This window comes from Shewanella marinintestina, assembly GCF_023283845.1.
In the GTDB taxonomy this organism is placed as follows: Bacteria; Pseudomonadota; Gammaproteobacteria; order Enterobacterales; family Shewanellaceae; genus Shewanella; species Shewanella marinintestina.
The window spans coordinates 1-18,498 of the sequence record NZ_JAKILC010000026.1; the positions used below are offsets into that span (position 1 = coordinate 1).

Annotated in this window: 16 protein-coding genes and 5 tRNA genes; all 21 read left to right on the top strand. The window is 42.4% G+C overall.

The annotated features are described in order from the left end of the window. Positions 1-34: 34 nt before the first annotated feature. The 21 genes from L2747_RS20000 (at position 35) to L2747_RS20100 (ending at position 18,493) form a co-directional block, all read left to right on the top strand. Positions 35-110: transfer RNA gene (locus tag L2747_RS20000), tRNA-Gly, on the top strand. Positions 111-125: 15 nt separating this feature from the next. Beyond that, positions 126-226 (top strand) — tRNA-Gly (locus L2747_RS20005). Between the two features lie 48 nt (positions 227-274). Next, a tRNA-Gly gene (locus tag L2747_RS20010) sits at positions 275-350 on the top strand. A 14-nt stretch (positions 351-364) separates the two neighbouring features. Beyond that, a tRNA-Gly gene (locus L2747_RS20015) sits at positions 365-460 on the top strand. Between the two features lie 17 nt (positions 461-477). Continuing rightward, positions 478-553: transfer RNA gene (locus L2747_RS20020), tRNA-Gly, on the top strand. A 610-nt stretch (positions 554-1,163) separates the two neighbouring features. Beyond that, positions 1,164-1,619, top strand: a complete 456-nt coding sequence (locus L2747_RS20025; RefSeq protein ID WP_249000735.1) for a hypothetical protein — start codon at positions 1,164-1,166, stop codon at positions 1,617-1,619. Between the two features lie 183 nt (positions 1,620-1,802). Next, positions 1,803-3,278 carry an NAD(P)H-hydrate dehydratase gene (locus L2747_RS20030; RefSeq protein WP_428848552.1) on the top strand — a complete coding sequence of 492 codons (1,476 nt, stop codon included), beginning with the start codon at positions 1,803-1,805 and terminating at the stop codon, positions 3,276-3,278. Between the two features lie 80 nt (positions 3,279-3,358). Then, on the top strand, positions 3,359-3,841 hold the full coding sequence (tsaE, locus tag L2747_RS20035; RefSeq protein WP_249000737.1) for a tRNA (adenosine(37)-N6)-threonylcarbamoyltransferase complex ATPase subunit type 1 TsaE: 483 nt from the start codon (positions 3,359-3,361) through the stop codon (positions 3,839-3,841). Continuing rightward, positions 3,825-5,147: an N-acetylmuramoyl-L-alanine amidase gene (locus tag L2747_RS20040; protein WP_249000738.1), complete on the top strand. Its 1,323-nt coding sequence runs from the start codon at positions 3,825-3,827 to the stop codon at positions 5,145-5,147. Before tsaE ends, L2747_RS20040 begins: the two co-directional genes overlap by 17 nt. Positions 5,148-5,165: 18 nt before the next feature. Continuing rightward, positions 5,166-7,082: a DNA mismatch repair endonuclease MutL gene (mutL, locus tag L2747_RS20045; protein ID WP_249000739.1), complete on the top strand. Its 1,917-nt coding sequence runs from the start codon at positions 5,166-5,168 to the stop codon at positions 7,080-7,082. Continuing rightward, a complete protein-coding gene (gene miaA / locus L2747_RS20050) occupies positions 7,072-7,998 on the top strand; it encodes a tRNA (adenosine(37)-N6)-dimethylallyltransferase MiaA (RefSeq protein ID WP_346347792.1) in 927 nt (308 codons plus the stop codon). The genes mutL and miaA overlap by 11 nt, the downstream gene beginning before the upstream one ends. A gap of 93 nt (positions 7,999-8,091) precedes the next feature. Further along, positions 8,092-8,370, top strand: a complete 279-nt coding sequence (gene hfq, locus L2747_RS20055; RefSeq protein ID WP_012156738.1) for an RNA chaperone Hfq — start codon at positions 8,092-8,094, stop codon at positions 8,368-8,370. A gap of 23 nt (positions 8,371-8,393) precedes the next feature. Beyond that, on the top strand, positions 8,394-9,689 hold the full coding sequence (hflX, locus tag L2747_RS20060) for a ribosome rescue GTPase HflX (RefSeq protein ID WP_249000740.1): 1,296 nt from the start codon (positions 8,394-8,396) through the stop codon (positions 9,687-9,689). A gap of 49 nt (positions 9,690-9,738) precedes the next feature. Then, a complete protein-coding gene (gene hflK / locus L2747_RS20065; RefSeq protein ID WP_249000741.1) occupies positions 9,739-10,890 on the top strand; it encodes an FtsH protease activity modulator HflK in 1,152 nt (383 codons plus the stop codon). A gap of 3 nt (positions 10,891-10,893) precedes the next feature. Then, on the top strand, positions 10,894-11,772 hold the full coding sequence (gene hflC / locus L2747_RS20070) for a protease modulator HflC (RefSeq protein WP_220779884.1): 879 nt from the start codon (positions 10,894-10,896) through the stop codon (positions 11,770-11,772). A 585-nt stretch (positions 11,773-12,357) separates the two neighbouring features. Then, the gene (petA, locus tag L2747_RS20075) at positions 12,358-12,948 is read left to right on the top strand and encodes a ubiquinol-cytochrome c reductase iron-sulfur subunit (RefSeq protein WP_220779886.1); all 591 of its coding nucleotides are present in this window, start codon (positions 12,358-12,360) and stop codon (positions 12,946-12,948) included. After that, complete coding sequence (locus L2747_RS20080) at positions 12,948-14,162, top strand: cytochrome b (RefSeq protein ID WP_249000742.1); 1,215 nt, start codon at positions 12,948-12,950, stop codon at positions 14,160-14,162. Before petA ends, L2747_RS20080 begins: the two co-directional genes overlap by 1 nt. Further along, positions 14,162-14,857 carry a cytochrome c1 gene (locus L2747_RS20085; protein WP_249000743.1) on the top strand — a complete coding sequence of 232 codons (696 nt, stop codon included), beginning with the start codon at positions 14,162-14,164 and terminating at the stop codon, positions 14,855-14,857. Before L2747_RS20080 ends, L2747_RS20085 begins: the two co-directional genes overlap by 1 nt. A 109-nt stretch (positions 14,858-14,966) precedes the next feature. After that, entirely contained in the window at positions 14,967-15,596 is a 630-nt protein-coding gene (gene sspA / locus L2747_RS20090; protein ID WP_012156731.1) for a stringent starvation protein SspA, read from the top strand. Then, a complete protein-coding gene (locus L2747_RS20095) occupies positions 15,596-16,072 on the top strand; it encodes a ClpXP protease specificity-enhancing factor (RefSeq protein WP_249000744.1) in 477 nt (158 codons plus the stop codon). The genes sspA and L2747_RS20095 overlap by 1 nt, the downstream gene beginning before the upstream one ends. A 384-nt stretch (positions 16,073-16,456) precedes the next feature. After that, a complete protein-coding gene (locus L2747_RS20100; protein ID WP_249000745.1) occupies positions 16,457-18,493 on the top strand; it encodes a TonB-dependent receptor plug domain-containing protein in 2,037 nt (678 codons plus the stop codon). Positions 18,494-18,498: the final 5 nt, after the last annotated feature.

An 18,498-nucleotide genomic window follows, 5' to 3' on the forward strand; every position in this document is an offset into this window, starting at 1 on the left:
GGAACACCAAGTCCGGTAAGTAAAAAAGTTTTATGCGACATTAGCTCAGTTGGTAGAGCGATACCTTGCCAAGGTATAGGTCATCGGTTCGAACCCGATATGTCGCTCCAAATTTAAAAGATTGTGCGACATTAGCTCAGTTGACTCTTAATTTAGAGCAAAAGGGCGATACCTTACCAAGGTATAAGTCATCGGTTATTTGTTTCGAACCCGATATGTCGCTCCAATTTAACGCTTATGGGAACACCAAGTCCGGTAAGTAAAAAAGTTTTATGCGACATTAGCTCAGTTGGTAGAGCGATACCTTGCCAAGGTATAGGTCATCGGTTCGAACCCGATATGTCGCTCCAATTTAAAGATTCATGCGACATTAGCTCAGTTGACTCTTTATGAGACAAAAGGGCGATACCTTACCAAGGTATAAGTCATCGGTTGTTTGTTTCGAACCCGATGTGTCGTTTCAATCAAAAAGGTTATGCGACATTAGCTCAGTTGGTAGAGCGATACCTTGCCAAGGTATAGGTCATCGGTTCGAACCCGATATGTCGCTCCAATCTTCCTCCTTGTTATTTCAAACTAAATCTCTGCTATAACTCCTAATAAAGCCCCTAAATGTTTATGCGGCATTAGCTCAGTTGCGCTCGCAGAAATGTCGATACCTTTTTTTGCCAAGGTATAGACCTGCTTGTATAAACGGTCGGTTTCAACTCACGCTCTCGATAAAATTAACCGCTCTTTGCAATCTGCGCTCACTATGTAAATCTCTAAAAAAATCTAAATGAATTAAATCAAAGCTTATATTTCTATTTAGTAATTAGCTGCAGCTGCAGAAAATGTTGAAATCACTTCTTAGCCAAGCCTATACAACTTTAATTACAGAGCTTTTGTGGATGGACTCTGTATGGCTAAAAGCGGAAGTTAATTTCAACTTAACTCTTTATAAAATATATGGGGTTCTATCCTAAGGTTATACCTTTTGTACCGCAGTCGATAAAACAACGTGATCGAGCGCGTGTTTCTTTAATAATATCTAAACTAATCCGTTTTATGCAGTCTAAACTTTGACTGCGCTCAAGTATTCAGTCCAGTTTTCATCACATAATTATTACAGACTTAAATTTAGGTGCAGCAGATTGATGTAGCTGACTTAGGAGAATGGATAAATGCGTATTCAACAACTTAGTGAACTTTTAGATTATGTTGCAACATGCCGCATAGAAATGGCCCAACTCTATAGCCGTTTACACACTCAGGCTGACTCTTCACGCGTGAAGTTGATGTTAGAGTATTTTCAACAGCATGAGCGTCATACTACTGAAAAGTTAGAAAATTATATCGATGAAGCACCAAAAAAAGTGCTTGATACTTGGTATAAAGATGTGGTTTTTGAAGACTTTATTGCTATTTGTCAAAAGACCTCAATGCCTGCCAACATGAGTGAAGACGATGTATTAGAACTTCACCTAAATCTTGATAATCGTTTAATTGGATTATTAGAGAAAACTGCAAGCTCTTCGGCGACGACAGAGACTAAAGGCGCACTTGAAGATCTTGTTCGAGTTGAGAAGATCCAACAGCAGCGACTAGTTCACAGTAGTATTCGCATGGACGATATCTAATCGCTACAGCGTTATTTTTTGTAAGGCACCTATTGGTGCCTTTTTTATCACCTATAACACTGAACATATTAACTATAATGTTGGAAGATCGTACCTAGATCACCTTTTGATTGCGTGGCTTCATTTGCACTTAAGTCAGTAGTTATAAGCTGTCAAATTAAGCCTTACTATTTTCGGACCTAAATTATGAGTGATCCAAACTTACTGTCGACACCACTATTTTCAGTTCAGCAAATAAAGGCTGCTGAGGTAAATGCAGTGAAAAGTGGCTGTGTAAGCTTATACGAATTAGTTGAGCGAGCAGGGCATGCTGCCTTTGAATTGTTATCTGAGCGACAAGCCAATACAAGTAAAGTGTTAGTGCTAGCAGGGCATGGGAATAATGCCGCAGATGCATATATTACTGCTTCTCTATTATTAAAGTCAGGTTTTGATGTAGAGCTGCAAGCAAGCTTAGCAAGTCACCCAAGTGATGAACTCACTCAAGCTATAAATTGCTTCCAAGTGTCAGGTGGTGAAACTAAACCCTTCGATGTTACCAAGATTGCCATTGCAACGATTATTGTCGACGGATTATTAGGCACAGGTATAAAAGGTGAGCTTAGTTCTGAACTCACAAAAGTCATAAACACAGTTAATGGTAGCAATGCTTGGATCTTAAGTTTAGATGTCCCCTCAGGGATTAATCCAAACACTGGTAGCTATCAACAAACTGCAATTGAAGCGAATATGACCCTAGTTTTTGGTGGGTTTAAAAAAGGTTTACTCACTGGTAAAGCACGTCATTGTTGTGGTGAGATTAAGCTTGCCAATATAGGGCTAAATGAGTTTCTTCCTGAATCGAGTACGGCGCAGATAAATAGTTTTACACTTGAAAATACATTTTTGCCTCGTCGAAGAGATGCTCATAAAGGCAATAACGGTAAGGTGTCAATTATTGGTGGTGATTACGGTATGGCAGGAGCGGTGCGCTTAGCTGCTGAAGGTTGCTTAAGAAGTGGCGCGGGCTTAGTCACTGTGATTTCTAGACCTGAACATCAGTTTATTGTTAGCGCAACACGCCCTGAGTTGATGTTTTGGGGGTGTGAATTAGTCGACATGGAGGTTTACCTTAAATTGGGCTGGGCTTCAGTACTAGTGATTGGACCGGGGCTGGGTAATGATGATTGGGGTTACAATCTTCTTAAGGCGGTCGATTTGACTGACAAACCTTGTGTGATTGACGCCGATGGCTTAACCCAGCTAATTGGTATGCCAATGGCTGATAAAGATTGGGTGCTAACACCACATCCTGGTGAGGCTGCAAAGCTGTTGGGTCTGAGCATTGCCGAGGTTGAAAAAGATAGGTTTGCTGCTGCAAAGCGATTACATCAAAAGTATAAAGGTGTGATTGTGCTAAAAGGTGCAGGAACTATAATTTTTGATGGAAACCAATATTATGTGGCACCAGTTGGTAACCCAGGGCTAGCTAGCGGAGGCTGCGGAGATGTACTTGCAGGGGTTATTGGTGGCTTAATCGCTCAAGGATATAAGTCTATAGAAGCTGCTTGTTTAGGTGTCGTTATACATGGCAGTGCAGCCGACTTAGCTGCTCAAGAAGGAGAGCGCGGTATGCTAGCAAGCGACCTCATGCCTTACATTCGTCAGTTAGTTAATTAAATCTAGTTTAGAAAGCTAGGTGATTAGGTTAAAGTAATGCATTCTACCCGCCCTTTTATTAAGGCGTTTTTTTATTCGGAATGAATACGCAAGAAATGATATTAAATTTAAATGACGAGCAAGATACCGTAAAACTAGGCACTCAGTTGGCAAGTCTTATTAGCCCACCTTTAACTATCTATTTAAGCGGTGATCTTGGTGCTGGTAAAACGACCTTTAGCCGTGGCCTTATTCAAAGCCTGGGTCATCAAGGTGCGGTAAAGAGCCCGACATATACGTTAGTTGAGCCATACGAATTAGATGCATTAGATGTGTATCATTTTGATTTATATCGCCTGTATGATCCTGAAGAGTTAGAGTTTATGGGGATCCGCGATTACTTTACTAAGCGTAGTCTGTGTATCGTCGAGTGGCCTGATCGCGGTCATGGTTTATTACCTGCTGCTGATATACATATCCATATTAAGTATGTTAATACTGGACGAGAAGTTGAGTTAAAAGCGCTTTCGGTTGAGGGTGAAAAGATATTGGCGGCTCTAAACAATAATGATAATAAACAGTAATATATTTAGGCTATTTATACTCCTAATTGGTTTCAGTGTTTCATTTGTTGCGCACAGTGCTAATAAGCTCGATAGCGTAAGGATTTGGGCTGCGCCAGAATCAACGCGTATTGTATTTGATCTAAGCCAATCACCTGATTACAGCTATTTCACCTTATCTAGTCCTGCAAGATTGGTTGTCGATCTAAAAAAGTCGTCTAATAAAGTTGAGCTTAATAAGATCAAAAACAATAGTAAGTTGGTTAAAAAAGTACGTACGAGTAAGCCTCCAGAAAAAGGGACTTTGCGTATTGTTATTGATTTGGTGAAACCAGTTAAAGCCAATTTATTTGCATTGCCAGCTACTGCGCCATACGGCAATCGTTTAGTGGTTGATTTAGATAGTGAAGGCTCGACAGCAAAGAAACCTCCTGTTACTCAACCCAAAACGCAATTAAGAGATGTTGTTATTGCTATTGACGCTGGCCATGGCGGTGAAGATCCGGGTTCTATTGGCCCAAGTGGCATCTATGAAAAGAAACTCGTCTTAGAGATCTCCAAGAAAGTGGCGCAGAAAATTAACGCAACGCCAGGTATGCGTGCAGTGATGACGCGAACAGGGGATTACTTTGTTAATTTAAATAGACGTTCTGATATTGCCCGTAATAGCAAAGCCGATTTATTGATCTCTATTCATGCTGACGCCTTTACCTCGCCTCAGCCACAAGGGGCATCGGTTTGGGTGTTGTCAATGCGACGTGCAAACAGTGAAATTGGTCGTTGGTTAGAGCAAAAAGAAAAGCACTCAGAGTTACTTGGCGGTGCAGGTGAGATTATTCAAAATACTGATAATGAGCAGTATCTTGCCATGACTCTTTTAGACATGTCTATGGACCGTTCTATGGCGATTAGTCATAATATTGCTGGCGATGTGCTTTCTAATTTAGGGAGAGTAACCAAGCTACATAAACATAAGCCTGAGTCGGCTAGTTTTGCTGTGCTAAAGTCGCCTGATATTCCGTCGATTTTGGTCGAGACTGGATTTATCTCAAACCCAAGAGAAGAGCGTTTATTATCACAACGTGACCACCAAAATAATGTTGCTAAGGCTATTCATAAAGGTGTCGTTAAGTACTTTGAAGCTAACCCTCCGGTAAACTCATTACTTGCGAGCAAGAGTAGTGTTGAACATAAAGTTCGCAGTGGTGAATCTTTATCTGTTATTGCGCAGCGCTATCAAATTTCTGTTAGTCGTTTGAAAAAGGCCAATAATCTTAAATCAAACAGTATTCGTATCGGTCAAAAGCTGATTATCCCTAGAGCTTAGGTTGTAGAAGAGTATCCCATGGCCATTGAAAAGTTACCTCCACAATTAGCAAACCAGATCGCTGCCGGTGAAGTGGTAGAGCGTCCTGCATCTGTCATTAAAGAGCTAGTTGAAAACAGTCTTGATGCTGGTGCAACGAGAGTTGATATTGAGATTGAAAAAGGTGGCGCTAAGGTTATTCGTATCCGCGATAATGGCTCGGGGATACCAAAAGAGGATCTTAGCTTAGCCTTGTCTCGACATGCCACTTCTAAGCTTAAGTCCCTTGATGATCTAGAAGCTATTTTAAGTTTTGGCTTTCGCGGTGAGGCTTTAGCTAGTATTAGCTCGGTTTCAAGGTTAACACTCACCTCACGAACTGCTGAGCAAACCGAGGCATGGCAAGCTCAGGCTGAAGGCACTGAGATGGCGGTAAAGGTATTGCCAGCAGCTCATCCGGTCGGGTCAACTGTGGAAGCCGTAGATCTATTTTTTAATACACCAGCTAGAAGACGTTTTCTAAAAAGCGACAAGACAGAGTTTACCCATATTGATGAGTGGCTTAAGCGTATTGCTGTGGCTCGAAGGGATATTCATTTTACTCTTAAGCATAACGATAAAACCGTACGTAATTACCGTCCGGCAAATACTGAAATCCAGTATATTCAACGACTAGGGCAAATTAGTGGTAAGGCATTTGCCGAAACTTGTCTACGTATTGAATGTGAACATAACGACTTAAAGTTAAGTGGTTACTTACAATCACCGAGTGCGGCTAACGGTTACAGTGAAACTCAATATTTTTATGTAAATGGTCGCTTAGTGAAAGATCGGTTGGTTAATCATGCTGTGCGACAGGCTTTTGCGCAATACGCTGAAGGAGTGTCGCCTGGCTATGTGTTAATGCTTGATCTCGATCCACATCAAGTTGACGTGAATGTGCACCCAGCAAAGCATGAAGTGCGTTTTCATCAAAGCCGCTATGTGCACGATTTTATTTTGCAGGCACTGCAATCTGCAATTTCACAGTCACTAGAAGTTGGTGGCGACTTGATAGGCTCGCAAAATGCACAAGTGCAAATTGCGAACACTCGCGGAGCGGTAAATTCAAGCCATTATGGTGATAATCAGCAGCCTGAAGCTAGAGACTCTTCAGTACGTGATAGCCAAGCAGTAGGAAGTTCAAGAGACTATTCCAATGCTAGTCCAAACTTTCGTACACCATTGAAAAGTACAGCTCAACAGGCTGAGACTAACCGACCATCTCAAAGTAGTATTAGGGCTTATGGTGAATTACTTAGTACACATAATGCAGGCTCTAATAGCCAAAGAGGTGTGGGCTATACGCAAAGTTCACCAACCAATCACGCGCCAAGAGTTGAGCTGGTTACAGAGCAAACTGGCTTAGTTGACAATCATCGCCATGTTGGACCAATGCCGGCCGTCATTGGTGGTGAATATTGGTTACTGGCAAAAGAGAATCAAATTTCACTATTGAGTATTGCCTTGGTTGCTAAGGCGGCGCAAAAAGTTGAAATCGCCGCTAAGCTTGCTCAAGGGCTCGTCGGTCAGCCGCTATTGATGCCTGTAGCTATTGCTGTTGATAGTGATTGGGCGACAATTATAGAAGAACGAGAACAGTTACTACGAAAGTTAGGAATTGAGTTATCTATTCGCTTAGGGCAGTTGATAATTAAGAAAGTGCCCCCATATCTAAGAGATAGCCAATTGGCAATGTTAGTACCAGAGCTACTGGAGTGGATTCGATTAGAGTTACCTAGTGATGAAGCTCTAACTAAGTGGCTTACAGACCAAGCTGCTAACCGTTTTACTTCAGCCAATGAAACATGGTTCGCTCTAAATACGCTGCCCGATGATGAGCAACAAGAGCTCTATAATCAATCTCAAGCTTTACCTTGGGAACAATGGATAAAAGAAAATCAGAGTGACCGATAATAAATCACAAAAAGTAATTACCTTAATGGGTCCTACAGCGTCAGGTAAAACCGCATTAGCGATTGAGCTTGTTAAGCAGTATGACTGTGAGATTATCTCTGTAGATTCAGCGTTGATCTATAAAGATATGGATATCGGCACGGCTAAGCCAGATGCTGCAGAACAAGCTGCAGCTCCACATAAACTTATCAATATTATTGATCCTGCACAGAGTTACTCTGCGGCAGATTTTAGACGTGACGCATTAGCCCAGATTGAAGACATATTGAGTCGTGGTAAAACACCATTATTGGTTGGCGGTACTATGATGTACTTCAAGGCATTACTTGAAGGCTTGTCTCCACTGCCTGGTGCTGACGAAGCGATAAGAGAGCAGATTGCCGCAGAAGCTGAAGCACTGGGCTGGCAAGCTTTACATGATCAGTTACGCGAAATTGACCCCGTTTCTGCTGACAGAATTCACCCTAATGATCCCCAGAGACTTGGAAGAGCGCTAGAGGTTTATCGCATAAGTGGGCAGTCTTTAACTGAGCTAACGAAAACTAAGGCAGATGCATTCCCTTACCAAGCAGTGCAATTTGCGATTGCGCCAAGTGATAGAAAGGTGTTACATAAGGCTATAGAAACTCGATTTAAAACCATGCTAACACAAGGGTTTACTGAAGAAGTCGAGCGTTTAAGGTCTCGTGGAGATTTAGATTTAGACCTGCCATCTATGCGTTGCGTAGGATATCGGCAGTGCTGGCAGTATCTCGATGGTGAAATTGACTATGATACTATGGTCGAAAAAGCTATTGTTGCTACTAGGCAATTAGCTAAACGTCAATTAACATGGTTACGCGGTTGGCCAGATCTTATTTGGTTAGAAAGCGGCGCTGATAATAATCTTGCTACAGTAATGCGATATAGTCGCTAGCTTATTGGCTGTAGCTGTATAATACTAAAACCAAAGATAAAGTTTTATTGTATTAGAATAACTATTAATTTTAATTAAAAAGGAAATTAGAAAATGGCAAAGGGGCAATCTTTACAAGACCCGTTTTTGAACGCATTGCGTCGTGAACGCGTTCCAGTATCTATTTATCTTGTTAACGGCATTAAGTTACAAGGGCAAGTTGAGTCTTTCGATCAGTTTGTTATTTTGCTTAAAAACACTGTGAGCCAAATGGTTTACAAGCATGCCATTTCAACAGTGGTGCCTTCACGTCCATTTAACGTGAGCAACCACCAAGCGACAAACGCTCAAGCTGGCTATAACGCTCAGCATGACGATGGCGACGAAAAATAACTTGCTACTAAGGAGATTGCTTTTTGTTTGATCGTTATGAGGCGGGAGAGAAAGCGGTACTTGTCCATATCGACTTTACTGATGAAAACAACCGAGAAGATCTAGACGAATTAAAGCTTCTAGTTGACTCGGCTGGAGCTCAGTCTATCGGAGTGATCTCGGCAAGTCGTCGTTCACCAGACCGCAAGTTTTTTGTCGGTTCAGGCAAGGCAGAAGAATTAGCTGCGATGGTTGCGGCAACTGACGCCAATGTGGTGATTTTTAATCACGCACTAAGTCCAGCTCAAGAGCGAAATCTTGAGCAGTTATGCGAGTGCAGAGTACTCGATAGAACAACTTTGATTTTAGATATTTTCGCTCAGAGAGCGCGAACATTTGAAGGTAAGTTACAGGTGGAGCTAGCGCAATTGCGCCACATGTCAACGCGCCTGATCAGAGGTTGGACACACTTAGAGCGTCAAAAGGGCGGTATTGGTCTGCGTGGACCGGGTGAAACTCAGCTAGAGACCGATAGGCGTCTGCTGAGGGGAAGGATCAGCACCATTAATCGTCGTTTAGCAAAGGTTGATAAGCAACGCGATCAGAGTCGTCGAGCACGTCAGCGCAGTGAGATGTCTACTGTTTCTTTGGTTGGTTATACCAATGCGGGGAAATCTACACTGTTCAACGGCTTAACTACATCTGACGTATATGCGGCGGATCAACTCTTTGCTACATTGGATCCTACGTTACGTAAATTAGATTTACCAGACGGTGATGTGATTCTTGCTGATACAGTTGGGTTTATTCGGCATTTGCCCCACGATTTAGTTGCTGCATTTAAGGCAACACTGCAAGAAACACGACAAGCAGATCTATTACTGCATGTTGTCGATAGTGCAGATGAGAAAATGGCCGATAACTTTGAGCAAGTACAGAAGGTGCTTAAAGAGATTGATGCCGTAGATATTCCACAGTTGATCGTTTGCAATAAAATCGATCTATTGGATGAGGTGAACCCTCGCATCGACTACGATGATGAGGGAACGCCAATTAGAGTCTGGGTTTCTGCTCAGCAGCAAAAAGGCTTGGAACTAGTTGAGGAAGCGATTAACCAAATTGTTGGTAAAGCAATCCAAGAGCTAACCTTGCAAATCCCAGCTTCGGCAGGGCATTATCTCGGCCAGTTTTATAAACTGGATGTAATACAGCAGAAAGCGTATGACGATCTGGGGAACTGTATGATCTCTGTTCGCTTATTGGATGCCGATTGGCGCCGATTAGTAAAACAGAGCCAAGGTGAAATAGAGACTTTTGTGGTCGACCCAGTCGTCGCATAATTAAGTATTTTAGTAATCTCGTTTATTTCATACACTTATGGAGTACTAAATGGCTTGGAACGAGCCCGGTAACAAGGGTCAAGACCCTTGGGGAAATGGCAACAAAGGTGGTAATGATAAAGGACCACCTGATTTAGATGAAGTTTTTCGTAACCTTTCAAAGCGCTTTGGCGGCAAAGGCAATGGTTCAGGTGGCAGCGTCAGCGGTGCTAGCTTAGTCATCGTTTTGGTCATTGCTGTAGTTGTATGGGGTCTTTCTGGATTCTATACAGTTAAAGAAGCAGAGAAAGGTGTAGAGCTTCGCTTTGGTGAATACGTGGGTGAAGTTGATCCTGGTCTTCAGTGGAAAGCGACCTTCATTGATGAAGTTACGCCAGTTAACGTACAGACTGTTCGCTCGATCCCAGCTTCAGGCAGTATGCTAACAGCCGATGAGAACGTGGTTTTAGTTCAGCTTGACGTTCAGTATCGCGTAAGTAACGCAAAGAATTACCTGTATAGCGTTGTGGATGCGGATGCCAGCTTGCGTGAAGCAACTGACAGTGCGCTTCGTTACGTTATTGGTCACAACACTATGGACGATATCTTGACAACTGGTCGAGATAAGATCCGTCGTGACACATGGGATGAAATCGAACGTATTATCAAGCCATACAAGCTTGGTATTACTGTTGTAGATGTTAACTTCTTGCCAGCTCGTCCGCCAGAAGAGGTGAAAGATGCCTTTGATGACGCGATTGCGGCACAAGAGGATGAGCAGCGTTTCATTCGTGAAGCTGAAGCATATTCGCGCCAGTTAGAGCCTAAGGTTCGTGGTACCGTGCAACGTATGGATCAGCAAGCGATAGCTTATAAGCAAAGAGTCACTTTGGAAGCGAAAGGTAAAGTTGCACGTTTTGAGCAGTTATTACCTGAGTATAAAGCTGCACCTGAAGTTACTCGAGAGCGTATGTATTTCGATACAATGCAAGAAGTACTAAGTGGTACTAGCAAAGTGCTTATTGACGCTAAGAATAATGGCAACTTGATGTATCTTCCTTTAGATAAGTTGATGCAGAACAGTCAAGCTAATCATTCAGCTAAGTCTCAGAGTAAACCGGCAACACCTGTTATGTCAGTTAATAGTACAACTCATAATAACAGCAGCATGCCGCTTGATGGTCGTCCATCACGTGGTGAACGCTCGTCGGGGAGGAACTAAGAGATGGGTAGATTTACAGCGATAATCGTAGCAATACTTATTGCAATCTCTTTGTCTTCACTGCTTGTAGTGAATGAAGGTGAGCGCGCTATTGTGTCTCGATTTGGTAAAGTCCTTAAGGATGACGGCGTAACTCGCGTTTATGCTCCAGGTCTCCACTTAAAGATCCCTATGCTTGATAAAATCAAGTTTATGGATTCAAGAGTGCAAACACTTGATGGTGCCGCGGATCGTTTCGTTACCTCTGAGAAAAAAGATTTGATGGTTGATTCATACGTTAAGTGGCGTATTAAAGACTTTGAACGTTACTACCTTTCTACCAATGGCGGTATTAAGGCTAACGCAGAGACTTTGCTACAACGTAAAATTAACAACGATCTTCGTACCGAGTTTGGTCGTCGTACCATTAAAGAGATTGTTTCTGGTAGCCGTGATGAACTGCAATCTGATGCACTTAAAAATGCAGCAGAAAGTGCTCAAGATCTAGGTGTTGAAGTGGTTGATGTGCGAGTTAAGCAAATTAACTTGCCAGCAAACGTTAGTACTAGTATCTACCAGCGTATGCGTGCAGAACGCCAAGCTGTGGCTAAAGAGCACCGCGCTCAAGGTCAAGAGCAAGCAGAAATTATTCGTGCTAAAACAGATGCTAGCGTGACTATTCAAACAGCGGAAGCTGAGCGTAAAGCTTTGACTACTCGTGGTGAAGGTGATGCTGAAGCTGCTAAAATTTATGCGGATGCATATACTAAAGATCCTGAATTCTTTAGTTTTATGCGTAGCTTAGATGCTTACAAAGCAAGTTTCTCTGGCGAAAATGATGTTATGGTACTAGAGCCTAATAGCGAGTTCTTTAGATATATGAACAGCTCAACGGGTAAATAGTCTCCAGAAAAAATTACTAAAAAGGCCTAACATCAGTTAGGCCTTTTTTATGGGTTCTATAAAGCATTTTAAACTTTAGCTCTTTTATTCCAAGCCCATTTTTGATGGTTTATGTAAGTTCGTTGCTTATCTTGGATACCTCCGCAACATTGTTATCTACCTACTCATGTCTGTGCTTAAACATGTTTGTCAAAATCCATAGCATTGTGGATTATTTTATGTAGCTAGACATAATGTTAACTACTAGCGTTAATTCCTACCTATTAAGTCAACTATTCTATTGTAGCCAGTAAAAAAAGGATTAATATCAGCTAAGTTGCTAATTTAGTGGGCAATGAATGAAAGTATTTAGAATGTTGTGCTAATAAAAATTAGCTATATTGTTGGTTCGAATGCGTTATTTTTATGCAGAAACGGCACTAAAAGTAACATAGTTAACTAAGTTGAGTGTTTTAACTATGATCTGGTTCTAATTTTTGGCTATAATGAGCCGCGCTTCAAGTTTAGAATCGGAATTCAGTCCGGTTCAGCTTAGAAGAAGACAGATAAAACAAAAAAATTCCAACACTCTCTGGAGACAAGTGGATGAGCAATGCGCCAGTCGATACCGGACGTCGCAGATTTCTGACCGCAGCCACCGCCGTAGTTGGTGGTGCAGGTGCCGCAGCTGTAGCGGTTCCGTTTATAAAGTCATGGAATCCGAGTGCCAAAGCGAAAGCAGCAGGTGCGCCGGTTGAAGTAAACATAAGTAAAGTAGAGCCAGGTCAACTTATTCGAGTTGAATGGCGTGGTAAGCCTGTATGGGTTGTTCGCCGTACGCAGGAGATCTTAGATGGTCTGCCAGCTATCGATGCTCAACTTCGCGATCCAGACTCTGTAGAACCACAGCAGCCTGCATATGCACAAAATACTGGCCGTTCAATTAAGGCTGAGTATTTTATAGCTGTCGGCTTATGTACTCACTTGGGTTGTTCACCAACTTACCTACCAGACACATTCGGTGAGCAAGTAGAAGGCGTTGCTTCTGGCTTCTTCTGTCCTTGTCACGGTTCTAAGTTTGATATGGCTGGTCGTGTATTCCAAGGTGTACCAGCACCATTAAACCTAGTTATCCCTCCACATCAATATATTGATGATAGCACTGTGCTTATCGGTGTTGATAAAGGAGCTGCGTAATGGTTAAGAACATTATCAATTGGATTGATGAACGCATTCCTATGACTGCGACGTATAATCGTCATGTCGGCCAATATGCGACACCAACCAACTTCAACTTCTGGTACTTTTTTGGCTCACTAGCCATGTTAGTACTGGTTAACCAGCTACTAACAGGTATCTGGTTAACAATGAACTACGTGCCAACCGCAGAAGGTGCGTTTGCTTCAATCGAATATATCATGCGTGATGTAGAGTACGGTTGGTTGCTGAGGTATATGCATTCCACGGGGGCCTCCGCCTTCTTTGTGGTGATCTACCTGCACATGTTCCGTGGTCTAATCTACGGTTCATACCAAAAGCCAAGAGAGCTGTTGTGGCTATTCGGTATGTTGATCTTCCTTGTGTTGATGGCTGAAGCATTCATGGGTTACTTGTTACCTTGGGGACAAATGTCTTACTGGGGCGCACAGGTAATTATCTCATTGTTTGGTGCGATTCCAGTTATTGGTGACGACCTAACATTGTGGATCCGTGGTGACTTCGTTGTTTCTGGTGCAACTCTAAACCGTTTCTTTGCGCTACACGTTATTGCGTTGCCATTAGTGCTTGTTGTGTTGGTGTTTTTACACCTTATCGCGTTGCATGAAGTGGGTTCTAATAACCCAGATGGTATCGAGATTAAGAAGAACAAAGATGAGAATGGCTGGCCAAAAGATGGTATTCCATTCCACCCGTACTACACAGTTAAAGACATCATGGGCGTCGCTGGCTTCCTCATCGTCTTCTGTTATGTATTGTTCTTTATGCCTGAAGGTGGTGGTTACTTCCTTGAAAAGCCGAACTTTGAAGCGGCTAACCCAATGAAGACGCCTGAGCATATCGCACCAGTTTGGTACTTTACGCCGTTCTATGCAATTTTACGTGCAATCCCAGATAAGCTGATGGGTGTTATCGGCATGGGCTTAGCAATTGCAGTACTGTTTGTCTTACCATGGTTAGATCGTTGTAACGTTAAGTCAATTCGCTACCGTAGTATGATTCACAAACTGAACATTGGTCAGTTTGCAGTATCGTTCCTAGTACTTGGTTACTTAGGTGCTGTACCAGCTACCCCTGCTCTGACAATCGCTGCACGTATCTTTACTCTGACTTACTTTGGTTTCTTCTTATTCCTATGGATTTACAGTAAGAATGAAAAGACTAAGCCTGTACCAGAGAGGTTGACACACTAATGAAAAAATTATTAATCGCATTAGTTGCATTGGTCCCAACACTGGCTATCGCAGCCGGTGGTGGCGCACCACTAGATAAAGCCAATATTGATCTAAATGACACTGAATCATTGCAGCGTGGATTGGAATTGTTCCAAGAAAACTGTGCTGGTTGTCATAGTACTCAGTACCAGCGTTATGACCGAGTAGCCACTGACTTAGGCATCCCATTAGATGAGATGCGTGCTAAGTATCTGCCAGAAGGTGCTAAAATTGGTGAGTTAATGGAGAATGCTATTCCAGATGCAGATGCTGCAAAATGGTTTGGTGCCTCTCCTCCAGACTTAACTTTGGTTGCCCGAGTACGTGGAGAAGATTGGATTTATTCATACCTTCACGGTTTTTATAAAGATGAAAGCCGTCCATTTGGTGTGAACAATACTATTTTCCCATTGGTTGGTATGCCGCATGTACTTGAAGGCCTTCAAGGTCTTCCAGTAAAACAGGAAGATGGAACATTGGTTGCGACCGGTGGGGCATTATCAGCTGAAGAGTATGATCAAGTGGTTCGTGATATCACTGGATACTTGGTTTACTCTGGCGACCCAGTCAAACTTGAGCGTGAAAGGTTAGGTTGGTGGGTGTTAGGCTTCCTATTTATTTTCTTTATTGTGGCCTACCTCTTAAAGAAAGAGTACTGGAAAGATGTACACTAACCGTAAATAAAGGTTAGAATGTATTATCCGCAAATTCTAAACGAGGAGCCTTGCTCCTCGTTTGTGTTTGCATTTTTTGCTTTTGATTTGTGAATCCCGGAGGGTATCAATGGCTGTTGCTGCCAACAAACGCTCAATCATGACCCTGTATTCAGGTGCAGACGACCTTTATAGCCATCAAGTACGTATCGTACTGGCTGAAAAAGGTGTAACAGTTGATGTTCTACAGGTTGATCCTAATGAGATCCCTGAAGACTTGATCGAGCTTAACCCGTACAACACAGTGCCAACTTTGGTAGACAGAGAGCTAGTACTTTATAATTCTCGTATCATTATGGAATACTTAGATGAGCGTTTCCCTCATCCTCCATTAATGCCTGTTTATCCGGTTTCACGTGGTCAAACTCGTCTTTGGATGCACCGCATCGAAGAAGACTGGTACGCTCTTGTAGAACGTATTCGCAAAGGTGACCGTGCTGATGCGGCTCGTAAAGAGCTTCAAGAAGGTCTTACTGCTATCGCGCCAATCTTTGGTGAAGTGCCTTACTTCATGAGTGAAGAGTTTGGTCTAGCTGATTGCTACTTAGGTCCATTATTGTGGCGTCTACCTGTTCTAGGTATCGAGCTTGATAGCCGTACAGCGAAAGATATCAAAGCTTATATGACACGTCTTTTTGATCGTGAATCATTTAAAGCTTCTTTGACTGAGACTGAGCGCGAAATGCGCATGGGTATCTAATGAAAGAGCTAACCCCGAACCGTCCATACTTGCTGCGGGCTTATTATGACTGGTTGATGGATAACCAGCTAACGCCCCATGTTGTTGTAGATGCCTATGTGCCAGGCACACAAGTGCCACAACAATATGTTAAAGATGGTCAAATTGTGCTTAATATTACCGAGAGTGCTGTAGGTGGACTACAGATCACAAACGAATTTATTGAGTTCAGCGCGCGTTTTGGCGGAGTTCCTCAGCAAGTACTATTGCCGATGGCTTCTATTGTTGCTATCTATGCCAGAGAGAATGGCGCTGGTACAGTCTTCGAAGTTGAAGAAGCATACCAATTAGATGATGAAGTAGAAGACGAAGCCGGCCTTTCAGTTGTCCAAGAGCCAGCTATCAAAGAATCAGATGTTGAAACTAGCGGGTCAGAGACCGAAGTTGTTGAGGCTAAAGAGCCAAAACGCCGTGGTCATTTAACCTTGGTTAAATAAATCTGCAGAATTTAGTTTTAAACAGTTTAAAAGCCAGTCTAACGACTGGCTTTTTTGTGGGCGCTATTTGTCAAAATAATCAAAGGTGACTTCTTGGTATTAGGTCTTAACTCTGAACGAGTGCTTTTTACATGGTTAATTTAAGTGTAGACAAATTAGACTAGCCAACTTGTCCTTGTGTGACTAATTGTCCTTTTGTGTGTGTAAGTATATGTCGTTACGTCGTAATTGGTTTTTTATTGGGTGATGTCGGTCTAGAGTTCAGGTTTGCGAATAGTTGAAGCAGGTTATAAAGAATAAGATGTGCGCGAATTTACGGTGAGGCAGACTTTTAACGATGTTGAAGATTTGCAAGCCATTATCACGAGCAGATCGGAGTCTTCGGTGATCAAAACTAGAAATACTAAAATCGCTATTGTCATCAGCACCCTACTATCAAGCCAAGCTGTATTGGCTAATGAAGTTAATGACGTTTTTTCACTTGGTGAAATTGTCGTATCAGAACAAACAGGTGTTAAAGATATTGCTATCAATAACACTATGACAGCAGAGCAAATCGAACTAATCGGTGCCAAAACGGCTGCGGATGCCTTGGACTATGTGCCAGGTGTACATGTTGCTCAGTCGAGCAAAGGTGAGAAGTTTTTAACCATTCAGGGCTTTGAGCAAGATAAAGTACTTATCTTGCTCGATGGTGTGCCATATTACGAAACTAATTACGGTCAGTTAGATCTTAACCAAATTCCTGCCAATATCATTGCCAAAATTGATGTAGTGAAAGGTGCCTCTTCAGTGCTTTATGGCCCAAATGGTATGGGTGGTGTGGTTAATATTATTACGAAGAAAGGCCAAGAAGGTGTCAGTGGTGATCTTAATGCATCATTTGGACAAATGGGACAAAACTATCAAACAGGGTCTATCAGCTTAGGTAAAGATGGTTTTAGCTTATTTGCATCAGTAGATCACCGTGGTCGTGACGCTATGCGCATGTCTAATGACTTTGAGCCTGTGTTATCTGATATCAAAGATAAGTTTGGTGATTTACCAAAGCAGATGGTTGTTGAAGACGGCGGTAAGCGCGAAAACTCTGCTTATGAATCGACTAACATCTGGGTTCGTGGTGGTTACGCCAATGAAAGCACTGAGCTTTTTGCTAGTGTATTCAGCCTAGACTCTGATCGTGAGCTTCCATATAACACCCGTTATAACAAAGTATTTAGTGATTTTAGTAGCTTTGCAGATATCTCTGAATATAAAGATACCGGTATGGATTTAAGCGGCTTGCACCGCGTTAATGATTGGCTAACGGTGCGAGCATTAGGTTATTACCATGTGCATAACGACAGCTATGATTCATACGATAATCCAGATAAAGACCTTAAGTTAGCGACAAGTAGTTACAGTGATTACACTGCAGGTGGTGCTCTGTTTACCGATATGGCACTAGCGGGTTGGAATAGCTTAAGCCTGTCAGTTAACTATAAAAATGATGTACATAAAAAGAAGAATGTCGCTTACGTTGACGTTGATCGCTCTCACGGATACGAGCGTTCTCAATTAGATACTATTAGTGTAGCAGCTGAAGATACGATGACATTCGGCGCACTAAATGTGGTCGCTGGTATTGCTTGGCATAAACAAACAATTGTAGAAGACCGTGGTCATGATGCGACGCCTGGTGAAGATGGTTCAGATACCTTAGATCCAATGCTTGGTATGAGTTACACCTTTGATAATGCGGGTCTAGTTTATGGTTCTATCGCGCAAAAAACCCGCTTTGCTACTTTCACTGAAATGTTTGACGATACAGGTGCCCGTCATGATCTTAAGCCTGAACGCAACACGAGTTACACCTTAGGCTGGAAAAATGACTTTAGCCATCAGTTGTTAAATAGCGTTGATGTGGGTCTGTTCTATCACGATATCAGTGACAAGATTGTTGAAACTTACCTGCCGGATCCTAATGATCCGGGTTGGGATCTTGAAGTTTACCAAAACATCGGTAAGTCAGAGTTTTACGGTATTGAGATCACGACGCTAAGTCAGTTAACTGAAAATATTAGCCTGTCATTGGATTATACCTATACCCACGCACGTAATAAGAGTGAAAACCGCGACTCAGACTACTTCCGTGATATTCCAAAAGACTCTGTTACAGCGATAGTTAATTGGTATCAGCCTTGGTTAGATATCGATAGTAATCTGCGTGTACGCTACCGTACAGATATCCTGATCGATGAACGCTCACAAGAGTGGGAGTCAGACACCTTAACTATCGATATGGGTATTAAGAAGGCGATTACACCGCAGCTTTCTGCTTACGTGAATCTTAATAACTTACTCGATGAGTCACACTACGAAGGATACGGCCAGCCAAACGAAGGCCGCTCTTATGAAGTTGGCGTAAAGTACCGCTTCTAAGGAAT

Excerpts from the sequence above, each read along its gene's own strand:
- hfq (WP_012156738.1), top strand. The coding sequence starts at position 8,092 with ATGGCAAAGGGGCAATCTTTACAAGACCCGTTTTTGAACGCATTGCGT.
- L2747_RS20085 (WP_249000743.1), top strand. The coding sequence starts at position 14,162 with ATGAAAAAATTATTAATCGCATTAGTTGCATTGGTCCCAACACTGGCT.
- petA (WP_220779886.1), top strand. The coding sequence starts at position 12,358 with ATGAGCAATGCGCCAGTCGATACCGGACGTCGCAGATTTCTGACCGCA.
- L2747_RS20040 (WP_249000738.1), top strand. The coding sequence starts at position 3,825 with ATGATAATAAACAGTAATATATTTAGGCTATTTATACTCCTAATTGGT.
- L2747_RS20095 (WP_249000744.1), top strand. The coding sequence starts at position 15,596 with ATGAAAGAGCTAACCCCGAACCGTCCATACTTGCTGCGGGCTTATTAT.
- L2747_RS20080 (WP_249000742.1), top strand. The coding sequence starts at position 12,948 with ATGGTTAAGAACATTATCAATTGGATTGATGAACGCATTCCTATGACT.
- L2747_RS20025 (WP_249000735.1), top strand. The coding sequence starts at position 1,164 with ATGCGTATTCAACAACTTAGTGAACTTTTAGATTATGTTGCAACATGC.
- tsaE (WP_249000737.1), top strand. The coding sequence starts at position 3,359 with ATGAATACGCAAGAAATGATATTAAATTTAAATGACGAGCAAGATACC.
- mutL (WP_249000739.1), top strand. The coding sequence starts at position 5,166 with ATGGCCATTGAAAAGTTACCTCCACAATTAGCAAACCAGATCGCTGCC.
- hflC (WP_220779884.1), top strand. The coding sequence starts at position 10,894 with ATGGGTAGATTTACAGCGATAATCGTAGCAATACTTATTGCAATCTCT.
- sspA (WP_012156731.1), top strand. The coding sequence starts at position 14,967 with ATGGCTGTTGCTGCCAACAAACGCTCAATCATGACCCTGTATTCAGGT.
- hflK (WP_249000741.1), top strand. The coding sequence starts at position 9,739 with ATGGCTTGGAACGAGCCCGGTAACAAGGGTCAAGACCCTTGGGGAAAT.